12 protein-coding genes are annotated in these 15,014 nt (G+C 63.3%); 10 read left to right on the plus strand and 2 right to left on the minus strand.

The window, feature by feature from the left end; all coding sequences use genetic code 11:
- Positions 1 to 168: 168 nt before the first annotated feature.
- Both BLR85_RS07940 and BLR85_RS07945 read right to left on the minus strand, forming a co-directional pair.
- On the minus strand, positions 169 to 618 hold the full coding sequence (locus BLR85_RS07940) for a winged helix DNA-binding protein (RefSeq protein ID WP_093153471.1): 450 nt from the start codon (positions 616 to 618) through the stop codon (positions 169 to 171).
- Positions 619 to 826: 208 nt separating this feature from the next.
- Positions 827 to 3,340: a cation:proton antiporter gene (locus BLR85_RS07945; RefSeq protein ID WP_093153242.1), complete on the minus strand. Its 2,514-nt coding sequence runs from the start codon at positions 3,338 to 3,340 to the stop codon at positions 827 to 829.
- A 143-nt stretch (positions 3,341 to 3,483) separates the two neighbouring features.
- Here BLR85_RS07945 and BLR85_RS07950 point away from each other — a divergent pair, with 143 nt between their 5' ends.
- From BLR85_RS07950 to BLR85_RS07995, 10 genes are all read left to right on the plus strand, one after another.
- On the plus strand, positions 3,484 to 3,681 hold the full coding sequence (locus BLR85_RS07950; protein ID WP_093153247.1) for a hypothetical protein: 198 nt from the start codon (positions 3,484 to 3,486) through the stop codon (positions 3,679 to 3,681).
- A 442-nt stretch (positions 3,682 to 4,123) separates the two neighbouring features.
- Positions 4,124 to 5,167 carry an NAD(P)-dependent alcohol dehydrogenase gene (locus BLR85_RS07955; RefSeq protein ID WP_093153252.1) on the plus strand — a complete coding sequence of 348 codons (1,044 nt, stop codon included), beginning with the start codon at positions 4,124 to 4,126 and terminating at the stop codon, positions 5,165 to 5,167.
- 21 nt (positions 5,168 to 5,188) lie between these two features.
- Positions 5,189 to 6,646 (plus strand): xylulokinase, encoded by a 1,458-nt coding sequence (xylB, locus tag BLR85_RS07960; protein WP_093153257.1) that lies wholly within the window; start codon positions 5,189 to 5,191, stop codon positions 6,644 to 6,646.
- Between the two features lie 390 nt (positions 6,647 to 7,036).
- Positions 7,037 to 7,921, plus strand: coding sequence for an AraC family transcriptional regulator (locus BLR85_RS07965; protein WP_093153262.1), 885 nt, complete (start codon positions 7,037 to 7,039; stop codon positions 7,919 to 7,921).
- Positions 7,922 to 8,016: 95 nt separating this feature from the next.
- Positions 8,017 to 8,925: an ABC transporter substrate-binding protein gene (locus BLR85_RS07970; RefSeq protein ID WP_093153265.1), complete on the plus strand. Its 909-nt coding sequence runs from the start codon at positions 8,017 to 8,019 to the stop codon at positions 8,923 to 8,925.
- 73 nt (positions 8,926 to 8,998) lie between these two features.
- Positions 8,999 to 10,501, plus strand: a complete 1,503-nt coding sequence (locus BLR85_RS07975; RefSeq protein WP_093153268.1) for a sugar ABC transporter ATP-binding protein — start codon at positions 8,999 to 9,001, stop codon at positions 10,499 to 10,501.
- Complete coding sequence (locus BLR85_RS07980) at positions 10,491 to 11,480, plus strand: ABC transporter permease (protein WP_170844487.1); 990 nt, start codon at positions 10,491 to 10,493, stop codon at positions 11,478 to 11,480. Before BLR85_RS07975 ends, BLR85_RS07980 begins: the two co-directional genes overlap by 11 nt.
- A gap of 296 nt (positions 11,481 to 11,776) precedes the next feature.
- Positions 11,777 to 12,502 (plus strand): SDR family oxidoreductase, encoded by a 726-nt coding sequence (locus BLR85_RS07985; RefSeq protein ID WP_093153271.1) that lies wholly within the window; start codon positions 11,777 to 11,779, stop codon positions 12,500 to 12,502.
- A 45-nt stretch (positions 12,503 to 12,547) separates the two neighbouring features.
- Complete coding sequence (locus BLR85_RS07990) at positions 12,548 to 13,279, plus strand: SDR family oxidoreductase (protein WP_093153274.1); 732 nt, start codon at positions 12,548 to 12,550, stop codon at positions 13,277 to 13,279.
- A gap of 121 nt (positions 13,280 to 13,400) precedes the next feature.
- Positions 13,401 to 15,011 (plus strand): FGGY-family carbohydrate kinase, encoded by a 1,611-nt coding sequence (locus BLR85_RS07995; protein WP_093153277.1) that lies wholly within the window; start codon positions 13,401 to 13,403, stop codon positions 15,009 to 15,011.
- Positions 15,012 to 15,014: the final 3 nt, after the last annotated feature.

Below are 15,014 nucleotides of genomic sequence, written 5' to 3' on the forward strand. Positions count from 1 at the left end.
TTCAGACACATAAGGTGTTCAGTCCCGGCATCTTGCGGAACCCTCCAAATCCTCGCCGAGACCCGAGACGGCGCTCAGGCCGTCAATCGCCTCGAACACCTGCTCGCCCGGGCGAGTCTATATGATCAATGTTTGCGTGGTACGGATTTCGGCAGGGGTGGGGCAGCCTCAGAGCGACGCCGCCGCCCGGCTCGCCTGATCGTATTGCCCCGAGAGCGTGCGCAGGATGGAGGCCACGTTGCGAAGTTGCTCACCCTCGACGCCGCCTTGCAGAAGCGGCTCCAGAAGGCACTGCTCCCGGATCTGGCGATACCGCTCGCAGAGCTCCTGGCCCGCTTCCGAGGCGCTATAAAAAACTTCCTTGCCGCGCTTTTCGGAGATCAGCAGGTCCGATTTCATCAGTTTGCGCAACGCGTAGTTCACCGTGTGCATGTCCTCGATATTGAGCAGGAAACAGATGTCCGAGAGGCGTTTTTCCCGGTCGCGGTGATTGACATGGTGAATGACGAGGATTTCCAGCGGCCCCAGATCGGCGCCGCCCGCCGCCGTCATGCAGCGCTGCATCCAGCGGTTGAAGGCATTATGGACAATGATCATGCCGTATTCGAACTCGGACATCTCCCATCCTTCGCCTTCGGCGAGGTGACGTGAGGAGACGATGCGGCGCGGCGCGGTACTGGTCACGGTTTCACCCGATTATCGTTGATGTTTCGCAGGTATATTACCAATGACTGGACGAATTGCGAGTGGATTGCGCGTCTCGCAATCGGGCGGGAGGGGCTATTTCCCGGTTACCTTGCCGGTGAAATGCTTTTAATCGGTCGGTTCAGGAGGGTTTCTTTTGCGGCAACAAGTGCTCGGGAAGCACGACGCCGCGTTTCTCGGCGCCTGCCAGCACCGCTTGCCGTATAGCCTCGCTCCGCTTGAGAAGGCGGAGGAACCGCTCTTCGTCGAGAACCAGCAGAGTGGAAGGAGCGATGGCGCGGACCTCGGCATGACGCGGTTTCCGCATGAGGATGCTCATATGCCCGAACATCTCGCCGCGACCCAGGCGCCAGGTCTGCCCGGCGCGTTCCAACTCCACTGCGCCGGAGGCGATGAAATAGACGCTCTTGTTGACGGTTTCCTTGCCAAAGATCACGTCACCCGGGTTCACGTGGCGGGTTTGCATGGCCCGCCCCAGGCGTTTCAGGACCTTGGCGTCGAGATCGGAGAAGAGCGGGAATTGCTGGATGATCTCGGTGCGCCGAAGCGCGATATCCAGACGCGGTCGGTCCTCGCACGCGGTCCGTCGCGCCGAGAGGTCCTGCATCAACGTTGTATAGACCTCGGCCCCGATCAGCCCGTCTTCGCGCATGGCGGTGTATTCGCGCTCCTCGAGACGCAGCGCCGTGCGGCGGATGAAGCGGCGCTCCAGTTCCTCGGCATAGCCCGGATATTGCAGCCGCAGCCCTTCCAGCGCGGTCTCCACCCCTTCGACCCTTCGGGATAGCAGTTCCGCGAGCAGTTCGGCCACGCGCCGGCCGTGAATGCGGCGAATGCGACCGTCGATGAAGGCGCCAAGATCGCGCAGGATGAGACGCTGAGAGAGCAGGCGTTCGAACCGGTCGGCGGTCATGCGTGCCAAGGGCCGTGAGAGGCCAAGCCGGTTGTTCAGCAGGCCGGCGGCCCGGAAGGCGCGTCCATAGGCGATGCTGCGGCGGGCTGCCCGCTGATAGCCGCTTCGGCCATTGGTGCGCGCGCCTTCGATCAGCCGGTCGGCATCCGAGAGCACCTGCTCGGCCATGCGCGCCGAAATCATCCTCTCGCGCATTCCGGCAAGGATCGTGTCGCGCTCATGGCCCGCCAGCGCGATCAATCCGAGCGTGATACGGTCGCGGTCGAGGATGTCGACGCTGTCCTCGGCCTGCCGGACAGCCCCTTCCAGTCGTTTGCCGAAGCGCTTGGCCTCGACACGCACGATGTCGTGGCTCAACTCGTAATCCACGGTGGTACGCGCCACGTCTTCGCGGACGGTCTGCAACGCCACGGCGATCACCTGACGCGACAAGGCTTCGTCGATGGGCGAGAGCCGGTCCAGCCCGAGCCGGCGGATGACATTGCGAAGCGTGGTGCCTTGTACGATCAGGGTGAAGAGCACGAACCCCGTCGCGAGGATGCCGACGACCCGCTGGATGCCGTCGGGCACCCGGAAGCTCTCCGTTACTGCAAGCGCAAGCGCGAGCGTGACCGCGCCGCGCAGGCCGCCCCAGAGGATCGCGACGCGGTAGGGGCGTTCGACCGTCGGCGAGACACGCAGCAGCGACAGCAAGGGCAACAGACCGAACAGGATCACCGCGCGGGCGGCGATCGCGGCGATGATAACCACGCCGATCAGCGCGAAATCCGCCACACGGACCTCTTCCAGGAGCCGGGGGATCAACAGCGCGGCAAGGATGAAGATCAGCGCCCCGGCCCAATGGGCCAGCACGTCCCACAACTCGCGCAGGCTGGCCCAGGCTTGCGGTGGCAGACGTCCCGGTCCGGTCAGGTTCAGTGTCAGGCCCGCGGCGACCACCGCGATCACGCCGGAGGCCCCGATACTCTGCTCGGCCACGATATAGGCGAGGTAGGGCAGGGCGACCGAGATCGAAAGCTGCGCCATCTCGTGACGGACAAACAGGGCCATGGTCCAGACTGCGGCCCGCGCGGCCAGCCATCCGGTGATGGCCCCGCCCGCGATCAGAAAGGGGAAACGGCCGAGCGCGTCGCCAAGCGTCGGGTCCGGAACGCCGAGCATGACATACCCCATGAACAGGCCGAAAAGCGCGATCGCGGCGGCATCGTTCAGCAGGCTCTCGCCTTCGATGATCCGCGCAAGCCGCCGAGGGGCCGAGATCGAGCGGAAGATCGAAACCACGGCGGACGGATCTGTCGTGGAGACGATGGCACCGATCAGCAGGCACGCCACGAGCGGCAGGGTGCTGGTCCAGAACAGGGCGTAGCCGACACTCAGCGTCGCCACCACCACCGCTACGACCGCGAGAACGAGGATTGGCACCCAGTCGTCGAGCATGCGGCGCAGGTTCATCCCCAGTGTCGCTTGGAACAGCAAGGTCGGCAGAAAGACGAAGAGGAAAACGTCGGACCGGATGGGCAAGCCCAGGATCGCCTCGGCCACCGGGTTAAGCGCGTCGGTCAGTTCCGTGCGCAGTAAGAAGGTCGCGCCCGCACCGATGAGCACGCCAAGGACAGCGAGAATGACGCTGTAAGGCAGGCGCAGGCGCGCGGCGAGCGGCTCCGCCGCACCGATAACCAGAAAAAGAGACGCGATAACCGTCGTTACAAGAACTATTCCCATGGGACCGAAGTATCACGAAGCTCGGGCAACGCAGGGACTAAAGTGAGTGTTGCGATCCTGCGTTGTCCGTCTGATGACGGGACGCCGCCGGATGGATCTCACGTGACCCGCGGTTGCCACTCTTCGCGCCAAGATAAGCAAAGGTGGAAGCCGTCGAGACGGCGCCTGACGCCGCCTCGTATTCGTTCCGTGATAGCAAGGTCTGCCTGCTTTCCGCCAGAGACCACGTGATGCCGATTTCCTATCGTTGGATTGCGGTCTGGTGGGCGGTTCCCGAAGCGGCGGCCGGGGGCTGGAAGGTCGCGAAGGTGGGCGCGGCGAAGCGGCTGGCCAAGGCCTGATGCGACAATCTGACTGCCCAATGAACGTGGGGCTTGCCGAATCTTGGAACAGTTGCGGGGCAGGTGCCGCCATTGCGAACCTGGTGTCGACACCGGTCATCGGCCTGAAATACAGGCCTCCAGTTATGGCGCTAACATTGCGTCGCGGCGGTGACCCTTCTGATTCGCCGGGCGGAGGCATGAGCAGGGGCCGGGTCGCCTTTGCTGGGTCTGCATGGCGGTTTGTTCGATCGCGTCGCGGGGAGTTGGTTTGCCGCCAATCCGGCGCTGATACTATTTTCACCGGATACAAAAACCAAATGCTCACAGGCATTTTGAGCTGTTTACATCCGCCTCCAGCTTCCGTTCGTTTCCCCAAGACGCCTCAATTTGGGGCATTCCTGCAGGTTTCACCTCGATGGGTGATCGATAACTGCGCAACACATGAAGTCGAGGTAGAGCCGTGGCTAAGGCACTTGTTCTGGAGGAAAAGGGGAAACTGTCGCTTCGGGAGTTCCCGGTGGCATTGGATCTGGGGCCGGAGGACGTGAAAGTCGCCCTGCGCACCGTCGGCGTCTGCGGCTCCGACGTTCACTATTACACACATGGGAAGATCGGGCCCTTCGTGGTCAAGGAGCCGATGATCCTCGGTCACGAGGCGGCCGGCGTCGTCGTCGAGGTCGGCGATGCGGTGACGGATCTGAAACCCGGCGACCGCGTTTGCATGGAGCCGGGTATTCCGAACCCGACCTCGCGCGCCTCCAAGCTCGGGATCTACAACGTCGATCCGGCGGTGACCTTCTGGGCGACCCCGCCGATCCATGGTTGCCTGACCCCCGAAGTCGTGCACCCGGCGGCCTTTACCTACAAGCTGCCCAAGACCGTCTCCTTTGCCGAAGGGGCGATGGTGGAACCCTTTGCCATCGGCATGCAGAGTGCCCTCCGAGCGCGCATCCAGCCGGGCGATGTCGGCGTGGTCGTGGGCGCCGGTCCCATCGGGATGATGACGGCGCTGGCCGCGCTGGCAGGCGGATGCGCGAAGGTCTACGTGGCGGACCTGGCCCAGCCCAAGCTCGACATCATTGGCGAGTATGACGGCATCGAGACCATCAACATCACTCAACAGCCCGTCGCGCAGGCCATTGCCGAGGCGACCGATGGCTGGGGCGCCGATGTGGTGTTCGAATGCTCGGGCGCCGCGCCGGCCATTCTGGATGTGCCCGCGCTGGTCCGCCCCGGCGGTGCCATCGTGCTCGTCGGTATGCCGGTGGAGCCGGTTCCAATGGATATCGTCTCGCTTCAGGCCAAGGAAGCAAGGCTGGAAACCGTTTTCCGCTATGCCAATATCTATGACCGGGCGATCGCGCTGATCGGGGCGGGCAAGGTCAACCTCAAGCCGCTGATCTCCGAAACCCTGCCGTTCGAGCAAAGCATCGCCGCTTTCGACCGTGCCGCCGAAGGGCGCCCCACGGATGTGAAGATCCAGATCGAAATGCCGGTCGCGTGACGCTGTAGGAGGAGCCAGGAGATGTATCTCGGATTGGACATAGGAACCTCGGGCGTGAAGGCGATGCTGGTGGACGAGGCTTTCGCCACCGTCGCCGTCGCCCAGGCCCCGCTCACGGTTTCCCGCCCGCAGCCCGGTTGGTCGGAGCAGGACCCGCAGGACTGGATCACCGCCTGCGAAGCGGCGATATCGCAGATCGCGGCGGAACATGGCGCGGCGCTGGCGGGGCTCAAGGCCATCGGCCTGTCGGGCCATATGCATGGCGCGACGCTGCTCGACGCGGCGGACAAACCGCTTCGGCCCTGCATCATGTGGAATGACGGGCGTTCGGGGCAGCAATGTCTCGAACTCGAAAAACGCGCCGATTTCCGCGGTATCGGCGGCAATATCGTCATGGCCGGTTTCACCGCGCCGAAATTGCTCTGGGTTGCCGAGAATGAGCCGAAGATTTTCGAGAAGACGGCCAAGGTCCTTCTGCCGAAGGATTACGTGCGCCTGTGGCTGACCGGCGAGCATTTCGCCGAGATGTCGGACGCGGCGGGCACCTTGTGGCTCGATGTCGCTGCCCGGAAATGGTCGGACGCGCTGCTCGCGGCGACCGGCCTGACGCGGGATCACATGCCGGCCCTTGGCGAGGGGGCGGACGTAGCGGGAATGCTCCGTGCCGAACTTGCTGAAAAATGGGGCGTTCCGCGTGTGCCGGTTGCCGGCGGGGGCGGCGACAATGCTGCAACGGCGTGCGGAATGGGGGTGACATCGCCCGGAACGGGGTTCCTGTCGCTCGGAACATCCGGCGTTCTCTTCGCTGTGACGGACAAGTTCGCCCCAAATACGGATGAGGCAGTGCACGCTTTTTGTCACGCAATTCCGAAAACTTGGCACCAAATGGGGGTGATACTTTCCGCCACGGACAGCCTGACATGGCTCTCCGAGATCTCCGGGCGCAGCCCGGCGGATCTTGCCGGGTTGTTACCACCGAAAATCGAGGCTCCCTCCGGTATCGGCTTCCTGCCCTACCTGTCGGGTGAGCGCACGCCGCATAACAACCCGGACGCTTCGGGGGCTTTTCTCGGGCTGCGCCGGGTGACTGGGCTGCCCGATCTCGTCAAGGCGACGATGGAAGGCGTGGCAATGGCCTTTGCCGATTGCGTTCGCGCGTTGCGCCTAGCTGGGACCGAGATTGACGCGGCCTATGCCGTCGGTGGCGGTGCGCGTTCCGATCAATGGCTGGAGATCATGGCGGCTGTAACCGGCCTCACCTTGTTGAAACCAGAAGATGGCGACTTCGGTGCCGCGTTTGTGGCAGCAAAACTGGCTGTTTCCTGCGCTACTGGCGATTTTTCGGAGGAAGTCTTTGCCAAGCCGCGGGTCGATCGGGAGATCGTGCCGGACAAGGAGTTGGCGAAGAAATACGCCGAACACTACCAGTTCTATCGTGACAGCTACCCCGCGCTCGCGGCCTGGCAGGGGCGGGCATGACGTCCTGTTGAAGGGACGACCGGCGAATGGCCGGGCCATAACCGAACGGCTTGAAGTCGAGGACAGGGGGCAATTCGCCCCTCTTTCTTTTTGCGCGAGCCCCAACCGCGCGTTTGGTGCGGTTGGCCCGAAACGGACCCGGAGAGCCCATTGAGTCGTGGGTTTCGAGGTGCGGGCAGAGTGATTTGGGTGGTCGCGTGTAAAAGTACGGTACTCCAAAACTTTATGGTGCAAACTATGCCGAAAATCACAATGGGAGGTAAAAAAAGTACCACTAATTTCCTCGTAGCGGCGTGGAGTCGGCTTGCGACTCTCTGATAGAAATGGTGCACCGCCGAGGAGCAGACAGCGACGCGTGGTGTCGCTTCCCAAAGCGGGTGGGAGGTTTACGTGCAACCGGATCTGGAACTTGTACACATCAGGAAAGGCGAGTCCTTCGCCGCGTGGCAGCACGGGTATCCGTTCCGCACCGTGCGCTGGCACTACCATCCTGAGTACGAGATTCACCTGGTCGTCGCGACCTCCGGGAAATTCTACATCGGTGACCATATCGGCCATTTCGAACCCGGCCAGCTGGTCATGACCGGCCCGAACCTGCCCCAGAACTGGATCAGCAACGTGGCGGAGGGTGCGATCGAGCCGCGCCGGAGCCGTGTCATCCAGTTTCCTGAAGCGTTCATCGACGGTGCCCTGGAGGCGATACCCGAGATGCAGGCCTTTCGTCCGCTGCTCGAGCGCAGCCGCCGTGGCCTGCTGTTCGACCGGGCCACGGGCAAGAGCATCCAGCCGATCATGGGCGAATTGGTCGAAGCGCGCGGCATCAAGCGGATGGCCCTGTTCTGCGAGATCGTGGACCGGCTGATCCGAGCGCCCGAGCCCCAGATCCTGGCGAGTCTCAATTTCCAGCTCAACATGGGCAAGGCCGATGATGTCGGCATCAACCGCGCCATCGTGCATCTGCGTGAAAACCTGACCGAACAGGTGGGCGAGGCCGAGCTGGCCGAGCTGACCGGTCAGAGCACGAGCAGCTTCTCGCGGTCCTTCAAGCGCCATACCGGCATGACCCTCGTGCGCTACAAGAACCAGCTTCGTATCGACCTGGCCTGCCAGATTCTGTTGTCGGACCCGGAGGTCCGGGTCGCTGATATCTGCTTCGACGTCGGGTTTTCGAACCTGTCGAACTTCAATCGCCACTTCTTGAAAATGAAAGGGATGTCTCCGTCGCAATTCCGCGCCACCTTCGTTGCAAACGACCTGGTGCGAATGACCGGATAACCCATCGAACAATGCAACCCAATTCCCACGCGGCCGGAAAGGCACCGGCCGCGAACGGGAAGACTTTGACTATCTTTAGCAACGGGAGGAACCCAATGAAGAGCCTTTTGAAAACCGTATCCGCCGCAGCCATGTGCGTCGCCGCAACAACAGCCTTTGCAGATGGCAAGCTGAAAATCGGTATGACGTTCCAGGAGATGAACAACCCGTATTTCGTTTCGATGCAGGAAGCCCTGCAACAGGCCGCCGATCAGCTGGGCGCCGACCTGGTCATCACCGATGCCGGCCATGACGTCGCCAAGCAGATCTCCGATGTCGAAGACATGCTGCAGCAGAATATCGACATCCTGCTGGTGAACCCGACCGACAGTGCCGGTATCGAAACCGCCGTGAAGATGGCCAAGGATGCCGGCGTCATCGTCGTCGCCGTCGACGCCAACGCCAATGGCCCGGTCGACACCTTTGTCGGCTCCAAGAACCGCGATGCTGGCTACATGTCCTGCAAGTACATGAGCGAGAAAATGGGCGGCGAAGGCGAAGTTGCCATTCTCGACGGTATCCCGGTTGTGCCGATCCTGCAGCGCGTCGAAGGCTGCAAAGCCGCGTTTGAAGAGTTCCCGGGCATCAAGATGGTCGATATGCAGAATGGCCGTCAGGACCGTTCGGTCGCCCTCGGCGTGGTCGAGAACATGATCCAGGCACACCCGAACCTGAAGGGTATCTTCTCGGTCAACGACGGTGGCGCAATGGGCGCGCTGGCGGCCATCCAGGGTTCCGGCCGCGACATCGTGCTGACCTCGGTCGACGGTGCACCGGAAGCGGTTGCCGCCATCGCCCAGGGCACGCCCTTCATCGAGAGCACCGCGCAGTTCCCGCGTGACCAGGTCCGTGTCGGTCTTGGCATGGCGCTGGCCCAGCTCTGGGGTGCCCGCGTCGTTCCCGCCGAAGTGCCGATCGACGTGATGATCGTGGATGCCGAGAACGCCGAAGGCTTCTCCTGGTAAGACCTCCCTCCCTGGCTGCTCCCGTCCTTCTGGGCGGGAGCGGCCCCTTTTTCTCTAACGCGCGGGGGATACCATGCTGGAGATGAACAGGATCAGGAAGAGCTTCGGCAAGGTCGAGGTTCTGCACGGCGTCGATCTCGAAGTGCGCGCCGGCGAGGTGCATGCGCTTCTGGGCGAAAACGGCGCCGGCAAATCCACCCTGATGAAGGTGTTGTGCGGCATTATCAGCGCAAGCGAAGGCACGATCCGCATCAATGGCGAGGAACGTTCCTTTGCCAACTATGACGAGGCCATCGCCGCCGGCGTGGGCATCGTCTTTCAGGAATTTTCGCTCATTCCCTATCTGTCAGCGGTGGAAAACATGTTCCTCGCACGGGAATTGACGAACAAGTTCGGCCTGCTGAACCGCAAGGCGATGCGCAGGCGCGCGCATGAGATCCTGCAACAGCTCGACGTGGATCTGCCGCTGAACGCACCGATCTCGAGCCTGTCGATTGCCGAGCAGCAATTCGTCGAGATCGCCAAGGCCCTGTCGCTGGACGCCCGCATCCTGGTGCTGGACGAGCCCACCGCAACGCTCACTCCGAACGAGGTCGAGCATCTCTTCAAGGTGCTCCGCGAGTTGCGCCGCAAGGGCGTCGCGATCATCTTCATCTCGCACCACCTGGAAGAGATCTTCCAGATCTGCGACCGGATCACCGTGTTGCGCGACGGCGAGTACATCAGCACCTGCAACGTGTCCGATGTCGACAACGACCGCCTGGTCGAAATGATGGTTGGGCGCCGGATCGAACAGAGCTTCCCGACAAAGCCGGACCTTCCGAACGAAACGGAACTGGTACTGGAGATCGATGAAATTCAGCTGAAGCGCACTGATCCGGTGTCGTCCTTTTACCTGCGCAAGGGCGAGATCCTCGGCTTTTCCGGGCTTGTCGGATCGGGCCGGACGGAAACCGCGCTTGCGATGCTCGGCGCGCATCCACACGCGAAGCGCAGCATGAAGCTCAACGGCAAGGAAGTGAACTTCGCGGAACCCGCCGACGCGCTCGTGGCCGGGATCGGCCTGCTGCCCGAGAGCCGCAAGGAGCAGGGACTGATCACCAGCTTCTCGATACTGCGGAATATCTCGATCAACAACTACGGCAAGTACCGCAAGGGCCGTTACTTCATCGACCTGACGAAGGAGCTGACCTGCACGGTCGAGGCCATGGAGCAAGTGGGTGTGAAGGCGGGCGGCCCGCATGACCGGCTGGACACCCTGTCCGGCGGAAACCAGCAGAAGGTCGTGGTCGCGCGCTGGCTGAACCACGACATGAAGATCCTGATCTTCGACGAGCCCACCCGCGGGATCGACGTCGGCGCCAAAGCGGAGATCTATCTGTTGATGCGCAAGCTCACCGAGCTGGGCTGTTCGATCATCATGATCTCGTCCGAACTGCCGGAAATCATCGGCATGTCTGACCGTGTGTGTGTCTTCCGGGGAGGCGGCGTCGTGGCGACCGTCGAAGGGGAAGACATCACGTCGGAAAAAATCATGACCTACTCAACGACCGGGAAACTCGAAAATGCCGCATGACACAGCAATGGGCACCTCGGTGCAAGGTACCAAGAAAATGAATGTAAACTTCCGCCAGGCATTGCGGTCTCCGCTTGTGCTTCCGCTGGTCGGCCTCATCGTGGTCTCGGTTCTCATGGGCTTTGCCAGCGAGAACTTCTTCAGTGTTTCCAAAATCCTGAACGTGCTGCGGCAGGTCTCGATCAACGGCATTCTCGCCGTTGGCATGACATTCGTGATCCTGACCGGCGGCATCGACCTGTCGGTCGGCGCGGTCATGGCCTTCTCGGGCACGGTCTGTGCAGGCCTGATCGTCAATATGGGGATGCCGGGTTCGGTAGGTCTGGCCGGCGGGCTGTTGGTGGGCCTCGGCCTCGGTGTCTTCAACGGCATTCTGGTCGCTTGGGGCCGGATGCCCGCCATCATCGTCACCCTGGCGACGATGGGCATCGCACGTGGCCTCGGGCTGATCTATTCCGGCGGCTACCCGATCAGCGGGCTGCCCTCCTGGATCGCCTGGTTCGGCATCGGTCGTATCGGGATCATTCCCGTGCCTGTCATCGCCATGTTCCTCATCTACGGCCTCGCCTGGGTGTTGCTGGAACGGACCGCCTTTGGCCGCCACGTCTATTCCATCGGCGGCAACGAGACCGCGGCCCGGCTCTCCGGCGTGAAGACCCAGCGGATAAAGCTCGCGATCTACACCATCTCCGGCATGACCTCGGCGTTCGCCGCCGTGATCCTGACGGGGCGCCTGATGAGCGGCCAGCCCAACGCGGGGGTCGGCTTCGAGCTCGATGCCATCGCCGCCGTGGTCATGGGGGGCACCTCCATCGCAGGTGGCCGGGGGCTGATCTTCGGAACCCTGATCGGCGCGGTGCTGCTGGGCATCCTGAACAACGGGCTGAACCTGGTCGGCATCAACCCCTACCTGCAGGACGTCATCAAGGGCTTCATCATCCTGCTGGCCATCTACATCGGACGCGGCGAACGGCGCTGACCGGCGATCGGAAGGGATCTTCCCTGAGGCTCCTTCCTTTCACCAAGAGCCGGTAGCCGAGGATGAGGCGGGGTTCTCCCGAAGGCCGGAAACGGTCACCTGCCCGCCTCATCCTTGGCCGTGAACGGTCACAACGAAAAGACGACACGCTTTCAAGCCACCAACGCGAGGGCACGGGAGAGGTGCGCTCTGTAAGTGGCGGGAAAGCCCACCCCCCCGGGCGATGGCCGCAACCGGCCCCGCCGCAAGGACAGCAATTCTGGCCCGGACAGGCCGGACATCTCGCGAGGAAAACCATGGAATTCGAAGGGAAATCCGTCATCGTCACCGGCGCCGGCAAGGGCATCGGGCGGGTCGTGTCACGCGTCATGGCCAGGCGCGGCGCTTCCATTATCGGCATGAGCCTGACACAGGAAGAGATGGCCGGGCTGACCGACGAGACCGGCGCGCGCTGCATCGCCGCCGACTTCTCCGACACCGACAAGGTGCGCGCGGCGATGAAGGAAGCCGGCACCGCCGACTATCTCGTCAACTGCGCCGGGATCAACGTGCTCGAAAGCGTGCTCGACATGACCGACCGCGGCGTCGACGCGGTGCTGAATATCAATCTCCGCGCGCCCATCGTCGTGGCCCAGGAATTCGCCCGCGCCCGGGTCGCTGCCGGCGGTGGCGGGGCCATCGTCAACATTTCCTCCATCGCGGGCCATCGCGGCTTTGCCGAGCACGTCGCCTATGCCGCCTCCAAGGCGGGGCTGGAAGGTGCGACCCGGGTGATGGCCAAGGAACTCGGCCAGCACGGCATCCGGGTGGTCGCGCTTGCGCCCACCATCACCATGACCGAACTGGCCGCCGATGCCTGGAGCGATCCGGTCAAGAGCGAGCCGATGATGGTTCGCCACCCCGTGCAACGCTTCGCCGAACCCGAGGACGTCGCCCGCGCGGTTGCCATGCTGCTGAGCGACGATGCCGGCATGGTCACCGGCTCCGTCCTCGCCGTGGATGGCGGCTTCCTCGCCGTTTGATCCCCCAGCCCCGCACCCCCCTCACATCGACACAAGGAGAAGAACATGTCCCAATCCCTCGAAGGCAAGATTGCCGCCATCACCGGTGCGGCATCCGGCATTGGCCTGGCCACCACAGAGGCCCTGATCGCCGCCGGCGCGACCGTTGTCATGGTCGACTACGACGAGGCCGCGCTGGCCAAGGAGATCGCGCGCCTCGGCGAGAAGGCCGTCGCCCAGGTCACCAACCTGATCGATCCCGATAGCTGCGCGGCGATGGTGCCCGAGATCCTGAAGAAGGTCGATCACATCGACATCCTCTATTGCAACGCCGGCACTTATATCGGCGGCGATCTGGTGGAGACGGACTCCGCGACCATCGACCGGATGCTCAACCTCAACGTCAACGCGGTGATGAAGAACGTCCGCGAAGTGACGCCCCACATGATCGAGCGCGGTACTGGCGATATCGTCGTGACCTGCTCCATCGCGGGCCACTTCCCGACCTATTGGGAACCGGTCTATTCGGGGTCCAAATGGGCGATCACCAGCTTCGTGCAAGGCATGCGCCGCCAGATGATCCCGCATGGCATTCGCGTGGCCCAGGTTTCGCCCGGCCCGGTGATCTCTGCCCTGCTGGCCGACTGGCCGAAAGAGAACCTGCGCAAGGCCAAGGAATCCGGCAGCCTGATCGAGGCCAGCGAAGTGGCCGACGCGGTGATGTATATCCTGACCCGCGACCGCACCGTCACGATCCGCGACATGCTCGTCCTGCCGACGAATTTCGACCGCGTCTGATCCGATTCCGCCCGGGGCGGGGACATGTTATGAACCAGGTTGAGGCCCGGGCGAGGGGCTGCAAGACGCCGTCCTCGTCGCCGAGCCGAAATCGCCGCCATGCTGCAAGGAAAAGACCAGAATGTCACAGTATTTCATGGGGATCGACGTGGGCACAGGCAGCGCCCGTGCTGGTGTCTTCGACGTGTCCGGAACCCTGCTGGGAACCGAAAAACAGGACATCACCCTATTTCGTGAAGCGGGTGCGATTGTCGAGCAATCCTCCAACGAGATCTGGCGCGCCGTCTGCACGGCCAGCCGTGGCGCCATCGCCGCCTCCGGTGTCGATCCGTCCGAGATCGCGGGTGTGGGGTTCGACGCCACATGCTCGCTCGTCGTGCTTGACGAAGATGGTGCGCCGCTGCCCGTGGGGCCGAGCGAGGATCCGGAGCGCAACATCATCGTCTGGATGGATCACCGCGCGCTTCCGCAGGCCGAGCGGATCAACGCGATGGGCCATCGGGTGCTGGATTACGTCGGCGGTCGTATCTCGCCGGAGATGGAAACGCCCAAGCTGCTCTGGCTCAAGGAAAACCGCCCCGAGATATTCGACAAGGCGTGGCAGTTCTTCGACCTGACCGATTACCTGACCTGGCGTGCCTCGGGCAGCCTCGCGCGTTCGGTCTGCACCGTCACCTGCAAATGGACCTACATGGCGCATGAAGCCGCTTGGGATGCGAGCTATTTCCGCCAGATCGGCCTTGAAGGCCTTGCCGATGAAGGCTTCGCACGGATCGGCACCGAAGTGGTTGACGCGGGCACGGCACTTGGCGACGGCCTGCTGGCCGAAGCTGCCGCGGATCTGGGGTTTGCCCCAGGCACCAAGGTCGCGGCGGGGCTGATCGACGCCCATGCCGGCGGCATCGGTACCGTCGGCGCCAAGGGCGGGGGGCTGCCGCAGGACAACCTCGCCTATGTCTTCGGTACCTCCTCCTGCACAATGACAACCACCAGCGAGCCCGTCTTCGTCCCCGGCGTCTGGGGACCCTATTTCTCGGCCATGGTGCCCGGCGCCTGGCTGAACGAGGGCGGCCAATCGGCGGCCGGTGCGGCGATCGAACAACTCCTGCGCTTCCACCCGGCAGCAGGAGAGGCAGGGGACAAGGCACGCGCTGCCGGGAAGTCCCTCCCGGCCTGGCTCGTGGACCGTGCCGTGGAACTTTGCGGACCGGATGGCGACCCCGCGCGGCTGGCCGAGGGGATGCATGTCGTTCCCGAATTCCTCGGTAACCGTGCGCCACATGCCGACCCGCACACCCGCGCGGTGATCGCGGGGCTCGGAATGGAGGCGGATACCGACAATCTGGTGGCGCTCTACATCGCCGGCCTCTGCGGGCTCGGTTATGGCCTGCGTCAGATCATCGAGACCCAGGCCGAAAAAGGCGCGCCGATCAAGACTGTCGTCATCAGCGGCGGCGCCGGGCGGAGCGATCTCGTGCGCCAGATACTGGCCGATGCAACCGGAGTGTCGCTTGCCTCTCCGGCGACCGAGGAACCCGTGCTGCTTGGCTCGGCGATCCTTGGGGCCGTTGCTGCCGGGGTGTTTGCGGACATGCCGAGCGCGATGGCCGAGATGTCCTCCAACCAGGCCGTCTACGATCCGTCCGCTGCCGCGGCAGAGTATCATGACGGGCGCTTCGATCTGTACGGGAAGTTTCAGGCGCTCGCCCGCGAAGCCGCAATCCGCGGTTGATCC

Origin of the sequence: Aliiruegeria lutimaris (genome assembly GCF_900099935.1) — a bacterium.
Classification (GTDB): Bacteria; Pseudomonadota; Alphaproteobacteria; order Rhodobacterales; family Rhodobacteraceae; genus Tropicimonas; species Tropicimonas lutimaris.

Bases quoted from the DNA above. Each gene is read 5' to 3' on its own strand.
- xylB (WP_093153257.1), top strand. From the start codon at position 5,189: ATGTATCTCGGATTGGACATAGGAACCTCGGGCGTGAAGGCGATGCTG.
- BLR85_RS07995 (WP_093153277.1), top strand. From the start codon at position 13,401: ATGTCACAGTATTTCATGGGGATCGACGTGGGCACAGGCAGCGCCCGT.
- BLR85_RS07975 (WP_093153268.1), top strand. From the start codon at position 8,999: ATGCTGGAGATGAACAGGATCAGGAAGAGCTTCGGCAAGGTCGAGGTT.
- BLR85_RS07940 (WP_093153471.1), bottom strand. From the start codon at position 618: ATGTCCGAGTTCGAATACGGCATGATCATTGTCCATAATGCCTTCAAC.
- BLR85_RS07945 (WP_093153242.1), bottom strand. From the start codon at position 3,340: ATGGGAATAGTTCTTGTAACGACGGTTATCGCGTCTCTTTTTCTGGTT.
- BLR85_RS07980 (WP_170844487.1), top strand. From the start codon at position 10,491: ATGCCGCATGACACAGCAATGGGCACCTCGGTGCAAGGTACCAAGAAA.
- BLR85_RS07985 (WP_093153271.1), top strand. From the start codon at position 11,777: ATGGAATTCGAAGGGAAATCCGTCATCGTCACCGGCGCCGGCAAGGGC.
- BLR85_RS07970 (WP_093153265.1), top strand. From the start codon at position 8,017: ATGAAGAGCCTTTTGAAAACCGTATCCGCCGCAGCCATGTGCGTCGCC.
- BLR85_RS07990 (WP_093153274.1), top strand. From the start codon at position 12,548: ATGTCCCAATCCCTCGAAGGCAAGATTGCCGCCATCACCGGTGCGGCA.